Origin of the sequence: Rhodococcus sp. BP-160 (genome assembly GCF_019836205.1) — a bacterium.
Lineage (GTDB): Bacteria > Actinomycetota > Actinomycetes > Mycobacteriales > Mycobacteriaceae > Rhodococcoides.
Window position 1 is genome coordinate 264,110 of the sequence record NZ_JABUEK010000002.1, and the last position, 15,141, is coordinate 279,250.

Annotated in this window: 14 protein-coding genes; 11 read left to right on the forward strand and 3 right to left on the reverse strand. The window is 69.6% G+C overall.

Annotated elements, in window-relative coordinates:
• Positions 1-11: 11 nt before the first annotated feature.
• Positions 12-764 carry an aspartate/glutamate racemase family protein gene (locus HQ306_RS07685; protein WP_027505679.1) on the reverse strand — a complete coding sequence of 251 codons (753 nt, stop codon included), beginning with the start codon at positions 762-764 and terminating at the stop codon, positions 12-14.
• A 139-nt stretch (positions 765-903) separates the two neighbouring features.
• On the opposite strand from HQ306_RS07685, the gene HQ306_RS07690 reads away from it, so the two are divergent.
• From HQ306_RS07690 to HQ306_RS07735, 10 genes are all read left to right on the forward strand, one after another.
• Entirely contained in the window at positions 904-1,317 is a 414-nt protein-coding gene (locus tag HQ306_RS07690; RefSeq protein ID WP_027505680.1) for a gamma-glutamylcyclotransferase, read from the forward strand.
• 3 nt (positions 1,318-1,320) lie between these two features.
• Positions 1,321-2,382, forward strand: a complete 1,062-nt coding sequence (alc, locus tag HQ306_RS07695; RefSeq protein WP_222630346.1) for an allantoicase — start codon at positions 1,321-1,323, stop codon at positions 2,380-2,382.
• Positions 2,379-3,728 (forward strand): allantoinase AllB, encoded by a 1,350-nt coding sequence (gene allB, locus HQ306_RS07700; RefSeq protein ID WP_222630348.1) that lies wholly within the window; start codon positions 2,379-2,381, stop codon positions 3,726-3,728. Before alc ends, allB begins: the two co-directional genes overlap by 4 nt.
• A 45-nt stretch (positions 3,729-3,773) precedes the next feature.
• Positions 3,774-5,090 (forward strand): aspartate aminotransferase family protein, encoded by a 1,317-nt coding sequence (locus HQ306_RS07705; protein WP_222630350.1) that lies wholly within the window; start codon positions 3,774-3,776, stop codon positions 5,088-5,090.
• Positions 5,087-6,565 carry an NAD-dependent succinate-semialdehyde dehydrogenase gene (locus tag HQ306_RS07710; RefSeq protein ID WP_051613385.1) on the forward strand — a complete coding sequence of 493 codons (1,479 nt, stop codon included), beginning with the start codon at positions 5,087-5,089 and terminating at the stop codon, positions 6,563-6,565. Before HQ306_RS07705 ends, HQ306_RS07710 begins: the two co-directional genes overlap by 4 nt.
• Positions 6,562-7,248, forward strand: a complete 687-nt coding sequence (locus HQ306_RS07715) for a GntR family transcriptional regulator (protein ID WP_308115410.1) — start codon at positions 6,562-6,564, stop codon at positions 7,246-7,248. The genes HQ306_RS07710 and HQ306_RS07715 overlap by 4 nt, the downstream gene beginning before the upstream one ends.
• 82 nt (positions 7,249-7,330) lie before the next feature.
• Positions 7,331-8,515, forward strand: coding sequence for a Xaa-Pro peptidase family protein (locus HQ306_RS07720; protein WP_027505686.1), 1,185 nt, complete (start codon positions 7,331-7,333; stop codon positions 8,513-8,515).
• A 5-nt stretch (positions 8,516-8,520) separates the two neighbouring features.
• Positions 8,521-9,747, forward strand: coding sequence for a PLP-dependent aminotransferase family protein (locus HQ306_RS07725; RefSeq protein ID WP_027505687.1), 1,227 nt, complete (start codon positions 8,521-8,523; stop codon positions 9,745-9,747).
• A complete protein-coding gene (locus HQ306_RS07730; RefSeq protein ID WP_222630352.1) occupies positions 9,744-10,916 on the forward strand; it encodes a M20 family metallopeptidase in 1,173 nt (390 codons plus the stop codon). Before HQ306_RS07725 ends, HQ306_RS07730 begins: the two co-directional genes overlap by 4 nt.
• Entirely contained in the window at positions 10,913-11,899 is a 987-nt protein-coding gene (locus HQ306_RS07735) for a D-2-hydroxyacid dehydrogenase (protein ID WP_222630354.1), read from the forward strand. Before HQ306_RS07730 ends, HQ306_RS07735 begins: the two co-directional genes overlap by 4 nt.
• On the opposite strand, the gene HQ306_RS07740 is transcribed toward HQ306_RS07735, so the two are convergent.
• On the reverse strand, positions 11,834-13,180 hold the full coding sequence (locus HQ306_RS07740; protein ID WP_222630356.1) for a DUF3533 domain-containing protein: 1,347 nt from the start codon (positions 13,178-13,180) through the stop codon (positions 11,834-11,836). The two genes, HQ306_RS07735 and HQ306_RS07740, sit on opposite strands and share 66 nt — an antisense overlap.
• 74 nt (positions 13,181-13,254) lie before the next feature.
• Between HQ306_RS07740 and HQ306_RS07745 the strand changes: the two genes are divergently transcribed.
• Complete coding sequence (locus HQ306_RS07745; protein ID WP_082544536.1) at positions 13,255-13,905, forward strand: TetR/AcrR family transcriptional regulator; 651 nt, start codon at positions 13,255-13,257, stop codon at positions 13,903-13,905.
• A gap of 34 nt (positions 13,906-13,939) precedes the next feature.
• On the opposite strand, the gene HQ306_RS07750 is transcribed toward HQ306_RS07745, so the two are convergent.
• On the reverse strand, positions 13,940-15,043 hold the full coding sequence (locus tag HQ306_RS07750) for an NADH:flavin oxidoreductase/NADH oxidase (protein ID WP_222630358.1): 1,104 nt from the start codon (positions 15,041-15,043) through the stop codon (positions 13,940-13,942).
• Between the last annotated feature and the right edge of the window lie 98 nt (positions 15,044-15,141).

A 15,141-nucleotide genomic window follows, 5' to 3' on the forward strand; every position in this document is an offset into this window, starting at 1 on the left:
GGTGCACGACACTAACGGGTGGTTCGGACACCCGAGCCGTCTCGACGAGCGGGCGGCCAGTCCACGAACGACTTGCTCCGCGGCGGCGCGAACGTGCGCACCTTGGACGTGCGGAGACCCTGCCGGACCAGCCCCTCGGCGACGGTGATCGCCGCGGTCACCCCGTCGACGACGGGAACGTCGACCCTGGCCCGCACGGCGGCGTCGAGACCGGACATTCCGCCGCACCCCAGGACGATCACCTCGGCTCGGTCGTCGCGCACCGCGCGCTCCGCCTCGTCGACCACGGCGCGCACCGCCGCGTCGGGATCACGGTCGAGGTCGAGCACCCCGAGGCCGCTGGCGCGGACCGACGCGCAGCGGGTGTGCAGGCCCGCGACGAGGAGTCGGTCCTCGATCAGCGGGACCGTGCGATCGAGGGTGGTCACCACCGAGTACGAACGCCCCAGAAACATCGCGGTGCTCGCCGCGGCCTCGGTGATGTCGACGACGGGAACGTCGAGCAGCTCCTGCAGGCCCTCGCGGCCGTGCTCGCCGTAGCCGGCCTGCACGACGGCGTCGAACGGTTCCGCGTACGCGCGAACGGTCTCCATGACCGCGACGGCGGCGAGGTACGACTCGTAGTTGCCCTCCACCGACTCGGCCCCGAACGCCGGCGTCAGCGCGACCACGGTGGTGCCCGGCGACGCGATCTCGCGGGCGCGCGCACCGATGGCCTCGGTCATGGATCGCGTCGTGTTGACGTTGACGACGAGGATGCGCACGGCAGCTCCGGAGTTCGACGGGAACGGGGTTCGGCGTCGCTCAGAGTAGACCCGCTCCGCAGGCCGGAAGATATATCGCGAACTCGGTTACGTTGGCAGCGCACGAGCGTGAACCGAACGAGAGGACCGGACCCACACCATGGCCGAACTGTTCTGCAACGGAGGCGCCATGCGTGGCGGCAACCTGCACCACAACGTCTCCAGTCACACCTTCCTCGGCTCGGTGCGGACGGCGCCGAACTACCGGTTCTTCGCGGTGCGCGACGAGTTCCCCGGCCTGCTGCTGACCGAGACCGGTGGCGCCTCCATCGCCGGTGAGCTGTACGACGTCCCGATGGAGAACATCCGCACCGACTTCCTGCCGGAGGAGCCCGTCGAACTCGAACTCTCGGTCATCGAGCTCGCCGACGGACGGTCGGTGATGGCCGTGGTGCTGCGACCGGGCCTGGTCGACTCGCTGTCCGCCGAGCTCACCGAGATCACGGATCTCGGTGGGTGGCGTGCCTATCGCGGGCTTCCCGATCCGGACGAGACCGTCTCTGCGGGAGCATGAGTCGTGTCCGCCACTGCTGACTTCCTCCTCTTTCCCGATCTCGCCTCGCGGGCTCTGGGCGGGTCGGTGAGCGCCGCCAACGACGAGTTGTTCGCCCAGCGCGAGAACCTCATCAAGCCGACGGCGCCGTTCTTCGATCCGTCGGAGTTCGGCCACAAGGGCAAGGTGTACGACGGCTGGGAGACCCGCCGCCGACGCGACGACGGGCACGACTGGGCTCTCGTGCGGCTGGGTGCGGCGGGCATCGTGCACGGCGTCGTCGTGGACACCGCGTTCTTCCGCGGCAACTATCCGCCGTTCGTGTCGGTCGAGGCCGCGTCCGTCGAGGGCTACCCCTCCGCCGAGGAACTGTCGACGGTGCAGTGGCACACCATCGTCGAGAAGTCGCCGGCCGACGGCGACACGGCGAATCTGTATCCCGTGACCGACACCCGTCGCTGGACCCACGTCCGGTTGTCGATCTATCCGGACGGGGGAGTGGCGCGGTTGCGGGTGCACGGCGAGGTGGTGCCCGACCCGCGGTTCCTGACCGGAACGGTCGATCTGCTGGCGGCGGAACACGGTGGGCGGCTCGTGGAGTGCTCGGACGCGTTCTACGCGTCTCCGGCCAACATCATCCTGCCCGGCCGTGCCCGGAACATGGGTGAGGGGTGGGAGAACTCGCGTCGGCGAGGCGGCGGAAACGACCACGCGACGTTCGCTCTCGCTGTCGCCGGGGTGCCGCGGCACGTGGAGGTGGACACGTCGTACTACGTCGGCAACGCCCCGGGCTGGGTGCGACTGAGCACCGTCGACGATCGGGTCGCCGACGTCGCGGATCCGTCCGCGTGGGCCGAGGTCCTGCCGCGTACGGCGGTCCAGCCCGACACGCGGCACCTGTTCCTTCTCGACGGCGCCCCTGCCGCAACACATCTGCGCCTCGACGTCTACCCGGACGGGGGTCTGTCCCGGCTGCGGTTGTTCGGCGATCCGGACGAGCGTGGCCGCGTCGACGCGCGCGCCGCCTGGTGGGACGGGCTTCCCGCCGAACACCGCGCACTCCTCGCCGAGCAGGCCCCGGCATGAGCGCGTGGGATCTCGCGTTCCGCGCGCGCCGTGCGGTCGTGACCGCGGCCGACGGTTCCCGTACCGAGACGGCGTGCACGGTGGGGGTGCGGGACGGCCGCATCGTCGCCGTCGTGGGTCACGACGATCCGGTCGATGCGGACGTCGTCGTGGACCTGGCCGACGACGAGGTACTGCTCCCGGGCCTGGTGGACACCCACGTGCACGTGAACGAGCCCGGTCGCACCGAGTGGGAGGGTTTCGCGAGTGCGACGGCCGCCGCGGCCGCCGGGGGCATCACGACCCTGATCGACATGCCGCTCAACAGTATTCCGTCGACGGTCTCCACCGACGCACTCGACGTCAAACGAGCGGTGGCCGAGCCCGAGGCTCGCATCGACGTCGGCTTCTGGGGTGGCGCCGTACCCGGCAACGTCCCGGACCTGCGCGCGATGCACGAGGCCGGTGTCTTCGGCTTCAAGTGCTTCCTGCTGCACTCGGGTGTCGACGAGTTCCCGCCTCTCTCGCCCGACGAGCTCGAGGAGGCGATGCGGGAGATCGCCTCGTTCGACGGACTGCTGATCGTGCACGCCGAGGACGCGCAGATCATCGCCGACTCCGAGAACGCCGGCGGCCGGGACTACGCCGGTTTCCTGGCGTCGCGACCGCGCGCCGCGGAGAACACGGCCATCGCCGACGTGATCGCGGCGTCGCGGCGGACGGGATGCCGCGTCCACATCCTGCACCTGTCGAGTGCCGACGCCGTGCCGCTCGTGGCGGCGGCGAAGAAGGACGGTGTGCGGATCACTGCCGAGACCTGCCCGCACTACCTGTCGTTCGCGGCGGAGGAGATCGCGGACGGGGCGACCCAGTTCAAGTGCTGCCCGCCCATCAGGGAGGCCGACAACCGGGACGCGTTGTGGCAGGCGTTGTCCGACGGCGTGATCGACACGGTGGTCACCGATCACTCGCCGTGCACCACGGAGCTCAAGCGGTTCGACATCGGCGACTTCGGTGTCGCGTGGGGCGGCATCGCCTCGCTGCAGGTGTCCTTGGCCGCCGTGTGGTCCGAGGCCCGTCGGCGTGGGCACTCTCTCGCCGACGTCGTCGGGTGGATGTCCGCGGCGACGGCGGCTCAGGTCGGACTGGAGAGCAAGGGCGCGATCGCGGTGGGCAAGGACGCCGACCTGGCGGTGTTCGCACCGGACCAGGAGTTCGTGGTGCACGCGGAGGAACTGAGGCACAGGAATCCGGTGAGTGCGTACGACGACCGCACGGTGACGGGCTGTGTGCGCTCGACCTGGCTCGCCGGACGACGCATCGATCTCGACGGTCCACCGCGGGGAGGGCTGCTGACGCGCGGCTGATTGCAGATTGTTGACAATCAGACGATCGTCCTCGACAGTGAGGGCATGACTGCAGCAGCATTCGTGCCTCGAACAGCCGACGCCTCCACCGGTGCTCCCACCGCTCGGCTGTCGCCCGCCCTGAAGCAGGCCACACCCATCGTCGTGGATCACGCGTCGGGAAGTTGGATCACCGGGACCGACGGGCGCCGCTACCTCGACTTCACCACGGGTATCGGCGTGACCAGCACCGGACACTGCCATCCGCGCGTGGTCGCGGCGGCGCGTGAGCAGGTCGGCAAGATCATCCACGCGCAGTACACGACCGTCATGCACACACCTCTGCTCGAGTTGACCGAGAAGCTCGGCACCGTCCTGCCGGTCGGCCTGGACAGCGTGTTCTACGCCAACTCGGGGTCCGAGGCCGTCGAGGCGTCGATTCGTCTGGCGCGCATGGCCACCGGCCGCCCGAACATCATCGCGTTCCACGGCGGCTTCCACGGTCGCACCGTCGCCGCGGCGACACTCACCACAGCCGGGACCAAGTTCCGGTCCGGCTTCGCTCCGATGATGGGCGGCGTCCACATCGCGCCGTTCCCGTACGCGTTCCGGTACGGCTGGGACCTCGACACCGCGGTGACCTTCGCCTTGCGCGAGCTCGACTACCTGCTGCAGACCGTGTCCGCCGTCGCCGACACCGCGGCGTTCATCATCGAGCCGGTCCTGGGCGACGGTGGTTACCTTCCCACCCCGCCGGCGTTCCTGGACGGACTCCGAGAGCGAGCCGACCGGCACGGCATCGTGCTCATCGTGGACGAGGTCCAGGCGGGAGTGGGCCGCACGGGGAAGTTCTGGGGTCACCAGTTCTCCGATTCCACCCCGGACGTTCTCATCACGGCCAAGGGTCTCGCCAGCGGCTTCCCGATCTCCGCGATCGCCGCCTCGACCGCCCTCATGAGTACCGCCCTGCCGGGATCGCAGGGCGGCACCTACGGCGGGAACGCGGTGGCCGCGGCGGCCGCCGTCGCCACGCTCGACGTGGTCGAGGACGAGGGCCTGGTGGAGAACGCCCGTCTGCGCGGGGAGCAGCTTCTCGGTGGACTGCGTGAGATCGCGGCTCGGCACGACGAGATCGGAGATGCCCGCGGGCTCGGTCTGATGGCGGCATTCGAGTTCGTCGACGACGCCGGGGACGCCGATCCGGGCGCCGCGCTCGCTCTGCAGAAGGCAGCGCTGGACCGCGATCTCCTGTTGTTGACGTGCGGTGCGCTGGGCAACGTGGTGCGCATCATCCCGCCCCTCGTGGTGACGCGGGACGAGGTCGAGCTGGGACTCGAGCGCATCGCGGAGGCGTGCGACGCGGCGCTGGGAGTTCGGTCGTGACGACGACGGTCGACCGACCCGTGCCGGTGGCCGATCGCAGCATTCTGATCGGTGGTCGATGGCGGGACGCGGTGGACGGCCGCACGTTCGACGTCGAGAACCCTGCCACCGGCGAGACCATCGCGCGCGTCGCCGACGGGGGGCCCGCCGACGCCGCTCTGGCGCTCGATGCCGCGAGCGCCGCCCAGTCTGCGTGGGCGGCGACGTCGCCGCGGGAGCGGAGCGTCGTGCTGCGCCGTGCGTTCGACCTCGTGGTCGAGCGGACGGAGGACCTCGCCGCCGTGATGACCGCCGAGATGGGCAAGCCGCTCGCCGAGGCGCGCGGCGAGGTCGCCTACGCAGCCGAGTTCCTTCGCTGGTTCTCCGAGGAGGCCGTCCGCATCGCCGGCGATCACACCCTGACCGGCGACGGGTCGACGCGCATGGTGGTCACACGAGTACCGGTGGGACCGTGTGTGCTGGTGACGCCCTGGAACTTTCCGCTGGCCATGGGTGCCCGCAAGATCGGGCCCGCTGTGGCCGCCGGATGCACCATGGTGTTCAAGCCGGCCGAACAGACACCGCTCACCTCGCTCGCTCTGGCCCGCATCTTTCAGGAGGCCGGACTGCCGGACGGCGTCCTCAACATCGTCACGACCTCGGACGCGGGTGGCGTCGTCGAACCGTGGTTGCGCAGCGGTGTGGCTCGGAAGCTGAGTTTCACGGGCTCCACCGCCGTCGGCAGGCTGTTGCTCGGCCAGGCGGCGTCCACCGTCATGCGGACGTCGATGGAACTGGGCGGGAACGCGCCCCTCGTCGTCTGTGCGGACGCCGATCTGGGGACGGCGCTCGACGGAGCCATGATCGCCAAGATGCGCAACATGGGGGAGGCCTGCACCGCCGCCAACCGGTTGTTCGTCCATCGGTCCGTCGTCGACACCTTCGCGGAGCAGCTGACCGCGCGGATGGCCGAGCTGACCGTGGGAGACGGTGCGCACGAGGGTGTCCGGGTCGGCCCGCTGATCGATGCGGAGGGCCGCGCGAAGGTGCAGCGCCTCGTCGACGACGCGGTGAGACGCGGGGCGCGAGTCCTGACCGGCGGTGCCACGCCGGAGGGGCCGGGATACTTCTACCCTCCGACGGTGCTGGTGGACGTCCCACCGGACGCCGAGATCGTGCACACCGAGATCTTCGGGCCGGTCGCCGCGATCATCACCTTCGACGACGAGGACGAGGTGGTGCGCATCGCCAACGACACCGAGTGGGGTCTCGTGGGCTACGTGTTCACTCGCGACGTCGACCGGGCCTTCGATCTGGGCGAGCGTCTCGAGGTGGGCATGGTCGGTCTCAACACCGGGCTGGTGTCCAACCCCGCGGCACCCTTCGGCGGGGTCAAGCAGTCCGGCCTGGGACGTGAGGGCGGGCGTCTCGGCATCGACGAGTTCCTCGAGGTGAAGTACTTCGCCGTGCCGCGTCGGCCGGGGCGGACGCTGTGACGGCCACTCGACGGCTGACGCCCCTCGACGCCCGCACCACGTCGATCGTCATCGCGGACCAGTTGCGCGAGCGCATCATCGACGGATCGTTCGCACCGGGGGAGCAGGTCCACGAGGCGACGGTCGCGACCGAACTCGCCGTCTCCCGCGGACCCGTTCGCGAGGCGCTGCAGCGGCTGAGTCAGGAGGGGCTGCTCGTCTCCTTCCGCAATCGCGGCGTCTTCGTCGTCGAGCTGGGTGAGTCCGACGTCGCCGAGATCTACCAGGCGCGCGCGGCCATCGAGATCGGTGCCGCGTTCACCGTTCTGCGGCGTGGTGACTCCGGACGCGTCGCGGACGCGTTGTCGCGCATCGTGGTCGAGATGCAGCCGGCCATCGACCGGGGTGACTGGCGGTCGGTGGCGGAGCGGGATCTCGCGTTCCACACCGCACTGGTCGCGGCGACGGGCAACAGCCGGATGGGCCGGATGTACGCGACGCTCGCCGCCGAGGCCCGCATCTGCATGGCCAACCTCGAGACCGCGTACCACCGGCCCGACGCGTTGATCGAGGAGCACACGCTGCTCGTCGATCTGCTGCGAGCGCAGGACTGGCCCCGGCTCGAACCTGCTCTGCGCGAACACATGGACACCGCCGTGCACGATCTGACGGCGTCGCTACGTGAGTCGGCGGAGACCGCGTAGTCACTCGCGCTGCGCCCGTGGGTGCGAGCACCTACGCTCGCTCCAGGAACCCGGATAACCTCGAAACTGTCAGGGGTACAGCATGATCGACACGATCAGTACGGCCGAACACAGCTCCCGCCTCGCTGCCGTGCGTGCCGTCATGGCCGAGCGGGGTCTCGCGGCGCTCATGATCACCGATCCGTCGAACATCTACTATCTGACGGCCTACAACGCCCTGTCGTTCTACACCCCGCAGGTGCTCTTCGTGCCGGCCGAGGGCGACATGCTGTTCTTCGCCCGCGCCATGGACGCGCACGGCGCCTCACGCACGTCGTGGCTTCCCGACGACCAGGTGTTCGGCTATCCGGAGACCCTGGTCCAACGGCCGGACACCCATCCCTTCGTCTGGGTGGCCGACACGCTGCGCGGACTGAGCCTGGTCTCGAACTTCGAGCACGGCCAGGTGGGGCTCGAGATGGACTCCTACTACTTCAGCCCGAAGGCGTTCGAAGCACTCGTGAAGTGCCTGCCGGAGTACCGGTTCGTCGATTCGCGTGAGCTGGTGAACTGGGTGCGATCGGTGAAGTCGGACACCGAGATCGAGCTGATGCGCGGGGCGGCGGCGATCTGCGAGAGCGCCATGGCGACCGCGATGGACGCGATCGCCGTCGGTGTGCGCCAGTGTGACGCCGCCGCGGCGATCTCCGCGGCGCAGGTACGCGGCACGGACGACTTCGGCGGCGACCACCCGGCCATCGTTCCGATGCTGCCCACCGGTGAGGGTGCGGACACCCCGCATCTCACCTGGACCGACCGGCCGTTCCGGGACGGGGAGTCGACCGTGGTGGAACTGACCGGGGTGTTCCGCCGCTACCACGTCCCGATGGCGCGGACGGTCTCGCTCGGGCGACCGGACCCGCGCATGGCCGGTCTCGCCGCCGCCACCGACGACGCACTCGGAGCCGTGCTCGCGGAGATGAGGCCCGGAGTGCAGACCAGTGACCTCGCGGCGACGTGGAACCGTGAACTGGGCCGGGCGGGATTTCACAAGCCTTCCCGCATCGGGTACTCGATCGGCATCGCGTACGCGCCGGACTGGGGCGAGCGCACCATCAGCCTGCGCAGCGACGACGCCACGATCCTGCAGCGCAACATGACGTTCCACGTCATCGGCGGTATGTGGCTCGACGGTTACGGATACGAGGTGTCCGAGTCCGTGGTGGTCACCGACACCGGTATCGACACCTTCACCGCCTACCCGCGATGCCTGACAGTCAAGGAGTGACGGACATGCACGCACAGACGTACGAGACGACCACGCTTCCGTGGGCGCTGCGCACCGATCACCTCGTCGGGTCGATGATCGACTCGTCGACCTCGCTGCTCGCCGCGCAGAAGCACGACATCGTGCGCTTCGCCATGGGATCGCCCGCCGCCGAGGCGGTTCCGCACGCGGCGATGGCGGAGATCGCGGGCCGGGTCCTGACCGCAGATGCCTTCGACTACGGTGCGACGGAGGGTGATCCGGCTCTGATCGAGCAGCTGGTGGCCTTCTGCGACGCCTTCGGTGAACCGACGTCTCCCGATCGGTTGGTCATCACGTCGGGTGGCATGCAGGGGCTCGATCTCGCGTGCACGCTGTTCGTCGACCCCGGCGATCTGGTGATCGTCGAGAGCCCGACGTACACGAACGGCACCGCGACCGTGCTCAGCTACGGTGGCGACATCCTCGAGGCGCCGATGGATTCCGACGGGCTGATCGTCGAGGCGCTTCCCGAGTCGGTCGCCCGCGCGGGCCGACTGCCCACGATGATCTACACCATCCCGACGTTCCAGAATCCGTCCGGGACGACCATGTCGCTGCCGCGCCGACTGGCGCTCCTGGAACTCGCCCGCGAGTGGGGCGCCGTGGTGCTCGACGACGACCCCTACGGCCACCTCCGCTTCCAGGGAGATCCGGTTCCGAGCCTGCGAGCGCTCGCTCCCGACGACCCGCTCGTGTTCTCCGTGCGCACGTTCTCGAAGCTCATCGCCCCGGGTCTGCGCGTCGGGTGGGTGGACGCGGACCCCGCCGCTCGCCGGTTGATCATCAACGCGAAGCAGGCGATGGACACGTGCACCAACGTGCCGAACCAGCGGATCGTGGCCGAGTTCCTGCGACAGGGACTGCTCACCGAGCACCTGGCGTCCCTCGCGGACATCTACCTGCCCCGCAAGATCGCGATGCAGACGAGCCTGGAGCGGCACCTCGGTGGGAGGGTGCGCACCACCGATCCCGAGGGCGGCTTCTTCCTGTGGGTCACGCTGGTGGGTGACGATGCCGCAGTGGACACGCGGCGGCTGTTCGAGATCGCACTCGCGCACGGTGTCGCCTTCATCCCGGGTCCGGCGCTGTCCGCGAACGGCCTCTTCGGCGATGCGATGCGACTGTGCTTCGCGTCCTCGACCCCCGAGCGCATCGACGTCGGGGTGCAGCGGTTGGCGGGTGCGCTGGACGCGGCCCGAGCCGAACTGTGACGGCGGCCGACCTCCAGCAGGATCGCGCGTCGACCGACGTCGCGACGGTCGAGCGGATCACGAGAGCGCTGATCGACGCCGGTCCCGACGAGTCCGCCGTGGTTGCCGAGATCTGCCGCATCGCAGAGAGTCTCGGTCTGCAGACCGTCGTCACCGACGCGTCGCCGGGGCGGCCGAACGTCGAGGTGGTCCTTCCCGGCGAGCCCGGCCCGGGCCTGCTGTTCCTCGGACACTCGGACGTGGTGCCCGCCGGGGAGGGCTGGACCGGGGACCCGTTCCGCTCGCGGGTGCACGACGGTCGGATCGTGGGACGCGGCGCCTGCGACATGAAAGGTGGTCTCGCCGCGGTACTCGCCGCGATGGGGTCACTGGCCCGGCGCGGTGTGGTCCCGGCGCGCACCGTGACACTCGCCTGCGTGGTGGACGAGGAGGACACGGGCCTGGGCATCCGGGCATGGGTGTCCGACCGTACCGACCAGACCGGCCGGCCTCCGGCCTTCACGGGATGTGTCGTGGCGGAACCCACGGCCTGCACCGTGATCGTCGGGTGCCGCGGAGCGGCGAACATCGTGCTCACCGTCACCGGTCGGAGCGCGCATGCCGGCCGGCCCGAGAACGGTCGCAGTGCCGTGGTCGCGGCGGCCCGCCTCGTGGGCGAGATCGACGGGCTGCACGCGGAACTGGCCACCGTGCCGCACCCGGTGCTCGGCGCCGCGTCGTGGAACGTCGGCCGGATCGACGGTGGGACCGGACCGTCGATCGTCGCGGGCCGCTGCCGGCTGGAGATCGATCGCCGCCTGCTGCCGGACGACGACGTGGACGCCGTCGTCGCGGACCTGCTCCGCCGGGCCGGCCTCGTCACGGATCTGGACGTCGACGCGTACGTCGAGATGGAGATGCCGGGATTCCTCACCGACGAGTCGAGCCCGCTCGTCGAGTCGGCGCTGGCGGCGCTGCGCTCCACGGGTGCGCCGAACCCGTCGACCGCGGTGTGGACGGCGTCCTGCGACGGGGGGTTCGTCGCCCGTGACCTCGGAGTGCCCACCATCGTGCTGGGTCCCGGTGATCTCGAGGCGCAGGCCCATCAGCCCGACGAGTCCGTGGACCTGCTCGAGGTCGCTCGCCTCTCCCGGGCCTACGCTCGACTGATGACGGAGCAGCGACCGTGAGCCCCTCCCGCACGAACGGCGGAGCGAGGCCGATCATCACCGTCCTGCACGACGGACTCCTTCCCGACCGGGTGCAGGAACTCGACACCTCGTACGAGGTGCGGCATGCCACCGCCGATACGTTCGGCGATGCGGTCGACGGCGCGCGGGCGGTCCTGCTGTGGGACTTCTTCTCGTCGGCGCTCCGGGACCAGTGGTCGCGCTGCTCCGCACTCGAATGGGTGCACGTCGCCGCAGCAGGGGTGGACAAGCTGTTGTTCGACGACCTCGCGGCGTCCGACGTCGTGGTGACCAACGCGCGCGGGGTGTTCGACGTGCCGATCGCCGAGTTCGTGCTCGCGTCCGTGCTCGCTCTGGCGAAGGACGTGCGCGGCACCGTCGAACTCGGCCGGCAGGCGCGATGGTTGCGCCGGGAGACCGAGAACATCGCGGGGCGTCGAGCTCTGGTGATCGGCACGGGCAGTATCGGCCGGGCCACGGCGCGCATGTTGCGTGCCGTCGGTATGGACGTCGCCGGAGTCGGGCGGACGGCTCGCACGGGTGATGCGGATTTCGGAACCGTCCACGCCAGTGCGGATCTCGCGTCGGTGGTACCCGGCGCCGACTACCTCGTTCTCATCGCACCGCTGACACCGTCGACACGGGGCATGGTCGGCCGCGACGTACTCGCGGCGGCCGATCCCGGCGTGCGCGTGATCAACGTGGGTCGTGGCGAACTGCTCGACACCGACGCGCTGGTCGACGCTCTGCGCAGCGGCCACGTCGGGGGAGCTGCCCTCGACGTGTTCGACACCGAGCCGTTGCCACCCGAGCACGTGCTGTGGACCCTCGACCACGTGCTGCTGACCGCACACATGAGCGGTGACACCGTGGGGTGGCGCGACCGGCTCTACTCCGGCTTCGCCGACAACGCAGAACTATTCGCCGCCGGCCGACCGCTCCGCAACGTCGTCGACAAGTCCCTCGGGTTCGTCGCCGGGTGACCCGGTGACCGCGGGCGTCCGGTCGTATCCCTTGCGGTCGTAGATCGCGATCACCAGAGCGCCGAGGACCAGGCCGATGACGAGCCCGAGCAGCGTCATGCCGAGTCCGTGGGCGAGACCCGAGTTCCAGCGTGAGTCGAAGTAGAGGATCGAGCGCACGGCGAGATACACCTGATGCATCGGTTCGAATTGCGCGAGCCACCCGAAGAGCGCAGGTGACGCCTGGATCGGGATGGTGGCGCCGGCGGACGGCAGTCCCAGGATCACGAAGACGACGAGGTTGAGGATCAGCCCCGGAGTGCCGAAGATCGACAGCACCGACACCGCGGTGATCCCGACGGCCGAGATCGCCAGCACTCCGAAGAGCCACAGGCCCAGCGCATTCGGGATCGGCATGCCCAGTGCGGTGGCGATCGCGACGTAGAGACCGGACACCACGAACCCGATCACCACCATCGTGAGCCATTTCGCGGCGAGCACGCGCAGGCGACTGTCGGTGGATCGGCGACGCTGCAGGAAGGTGGGGCCGAACTCGAGCGGCACGAAGCCGAGTGCGCCGTCGACGAGAGCGCTGGCGATCATCGCGCCGGTGAAGCCGGCGAGCACGAGCAGCAGGGCGTAGTAGAAGGCGGACAGCCCGAGCCCCGTGCCGTCCGGAAGTGGGTCGTATGGAGTGACGACGATGTCGACCGGCGCAGCCAGTGTGAGGGCCGCGGCCCCGGAGAGGGTGGCGCCCGCGGGGAGTGCCTCGGTCACTTGCGTCGTGAGTCGTTCTCCCAGAGTGCCGTTCGCGGAGTCGAGCGCCGTGTCGCCGATGGTGGTCATGAGGGAGGACCCGAGTGTGCCGGCACGCGGATTGGTCATGATCGTCACGATGGGTCGCTCGATGTCGCCCGCCACGACGGAGGCCTGCGTCAGGATCGACACTCTTTTGGTGAAGTCGCTCGGCACGACGATCGCGCCGTAGACGTCGCCGTTCGCGAGGAGGTTCTGCGCCTCCGCGATACCGACCTGCTTCAGATCGATCTTCTCCGCGTCGATGCCGTCCGCGATGCCCTGGCCGATCTGCTGCCCCAGGTTCGCCTGCTCACCGTTCGGCAGCACGTCGCCCTCGTCGCTGACCACCAGTGCCACCGGGAAGTGGCGGAGGTTCTCCTTGGGGTCGAGGATGCCGCCGAGGTACAGCGCCGCGAGCAGCGACATGACGACGGAGACCGCGACGACCGGCAGCACCCAGGTGGTGGGGCGCCGGAATGCGGGCGCAGCGGCTTCGGGGGACATGGCGGGCCTTCCGTCGGCAAGTTCTCGGTGACCGATACACATCTGTATCGTCTCGTTCGATACGATAGTGCATCATGGCGGCGACTTCAGGCAACGTGACCGCGAGAACAGGCAGGACCGCCACTCGCAGCAGAGCACAGACTCGCGAGCGAGTGCTGGACGGCGCCCTCGAGGTGTTCGTCGAACGGGGTTTCGGGCGATCGACCCCGGAACAGATCTGCGAGCGAGCGGGATTCACTCGCGGAGCGTTCTACTCGAACTTCTCGTCGATGGACGAGGTCTTTCTCGAACTGTGGACGCGACAGGCGTCGGGACTGATCACGCGGGTACGCGGAGTGGTCGACGCCCTGGAGTACGACGCGTCCGACGGACGGTCCTTCGAGGAGATCGTCGTGGCAGCGCTGAGCGGACTGGTCGGCGACGTGTCGTGGCACGTACTCATGGCGGAGTTCGGCGCCCACGCGGCGCGGAACCCGGGGCTGGCGGCCGTGGTGACCGGGCACCGGGCCGCGCTCCGTGACGCCCTGCGTCCCATGATCGTTCACGGTCTTGCGACCCACGGGCGCGAGGTGGCGGTGGACGACGACACCCTCGGTCGGGGTGTCGTCGCCGCCTACGAAGGAGCGATGGCCCAGGCGATGATCGAGCCGGCCAACCCGGTACCCGCGCGACTCGCCCTCGAGCTCGTGGCCGCGGTCATATGGTCGTTCTCGCGCGAGCGCTGACTCCGCACATGGTCGTTCTCGCGCGAGCGCCGACTCAGAACGCCCGCTCGTACTGCGGAGGTGTGGCCGGGGTGATGTCCGCGCCGAGCTCGCGTGCCGCACGACGGGCCCAGTAGGGGTCGCGCAGCAGTTCGCGCGCCAGGAACACGGCCACGGCCTCGCCGGACCCGATGATGTCCTCGGCCTGCTTGGGCTCGGTGATCAGTCCGACAGCGGCCGCGGGGATGCGCGTCTCGCTCTGGATGCGCCGGGCGAACGGCACCTGGTAGCCGGGTTCGACGGGGATTGACGCCTTCGCGACGTTGCCACCCGTGGAGACGTCGACGAGGTCGACACCGTGATCCTCGAGCTGCTGGGTGAGCAGAACGGTCTGGTCGGGCGTCCAGGCCTCGGAGTCGACGCCGCGCTCCTCGCCGGTCCAGTCGGTCGCGGACACGCGCACGAAGACGGGCTTGTCGGCCGGCCACACCTCGCGGATCGCGTCGACCACGCGCAGGGTCAGGCGGATACGACCCTCGAAGCTGCCGCCGTACTCGTCGGTCCGGTGGTTGCTGGCCGGGGACAGGAACTGGTGCAGCAGGTAACCGTGCGCCGCGTGCACCTCGGCCACGTCGAAACCGGCGGCCAGCGCGCGTACCGCGGCGGAGCGGAAGTCGTCGACGACCTTGTCGATGTCCGCGGTCGTCATCTCGCGCGGAGCCGGGTAGTGGCCGAACTCGACAGCGCTGGGTCCGACCGTCTCCCACGCGAGGGAGTCGTCCGCCGCCAGCGGCTTTCCGCCACGCCACGGTGCGTCGGTGGACGCCTTGCGACCTGCGTGGGCCAACTGGATCGCGGGCACACTGCCGTGCTGCCGGATCTCGGTGACCACTTCGGCCAACGCGTTCGTCTGCTGGTCGTTCCAGATGCCGAGGTCCCACGGCGTGATGCGGCCCTCCGGGCTCACCGACGCCGCCTCGGTCATCACCAGGCCGACGCCGCCGACGGCACGCGAGACGAGGTGAGTCCGGTGCCACGGTGTGACCGCGCCCGTCGAGGGTCCCTCCGCGTCCGCCGAGTACTGGCACATCGGCGACATCCACACCCGGTTGGGGAAGGTGACCTCACGCAGGGTCAAGGGCTCGAACAGCAGGCTCACAGTCATCTCCTCGTCTCGTCCTACACGCGCGCCGTCCACGACGACAGCGCTCAGGATGAACGAACAATCGGGCCGGGCGATCATTCCCGTCGGCCGGA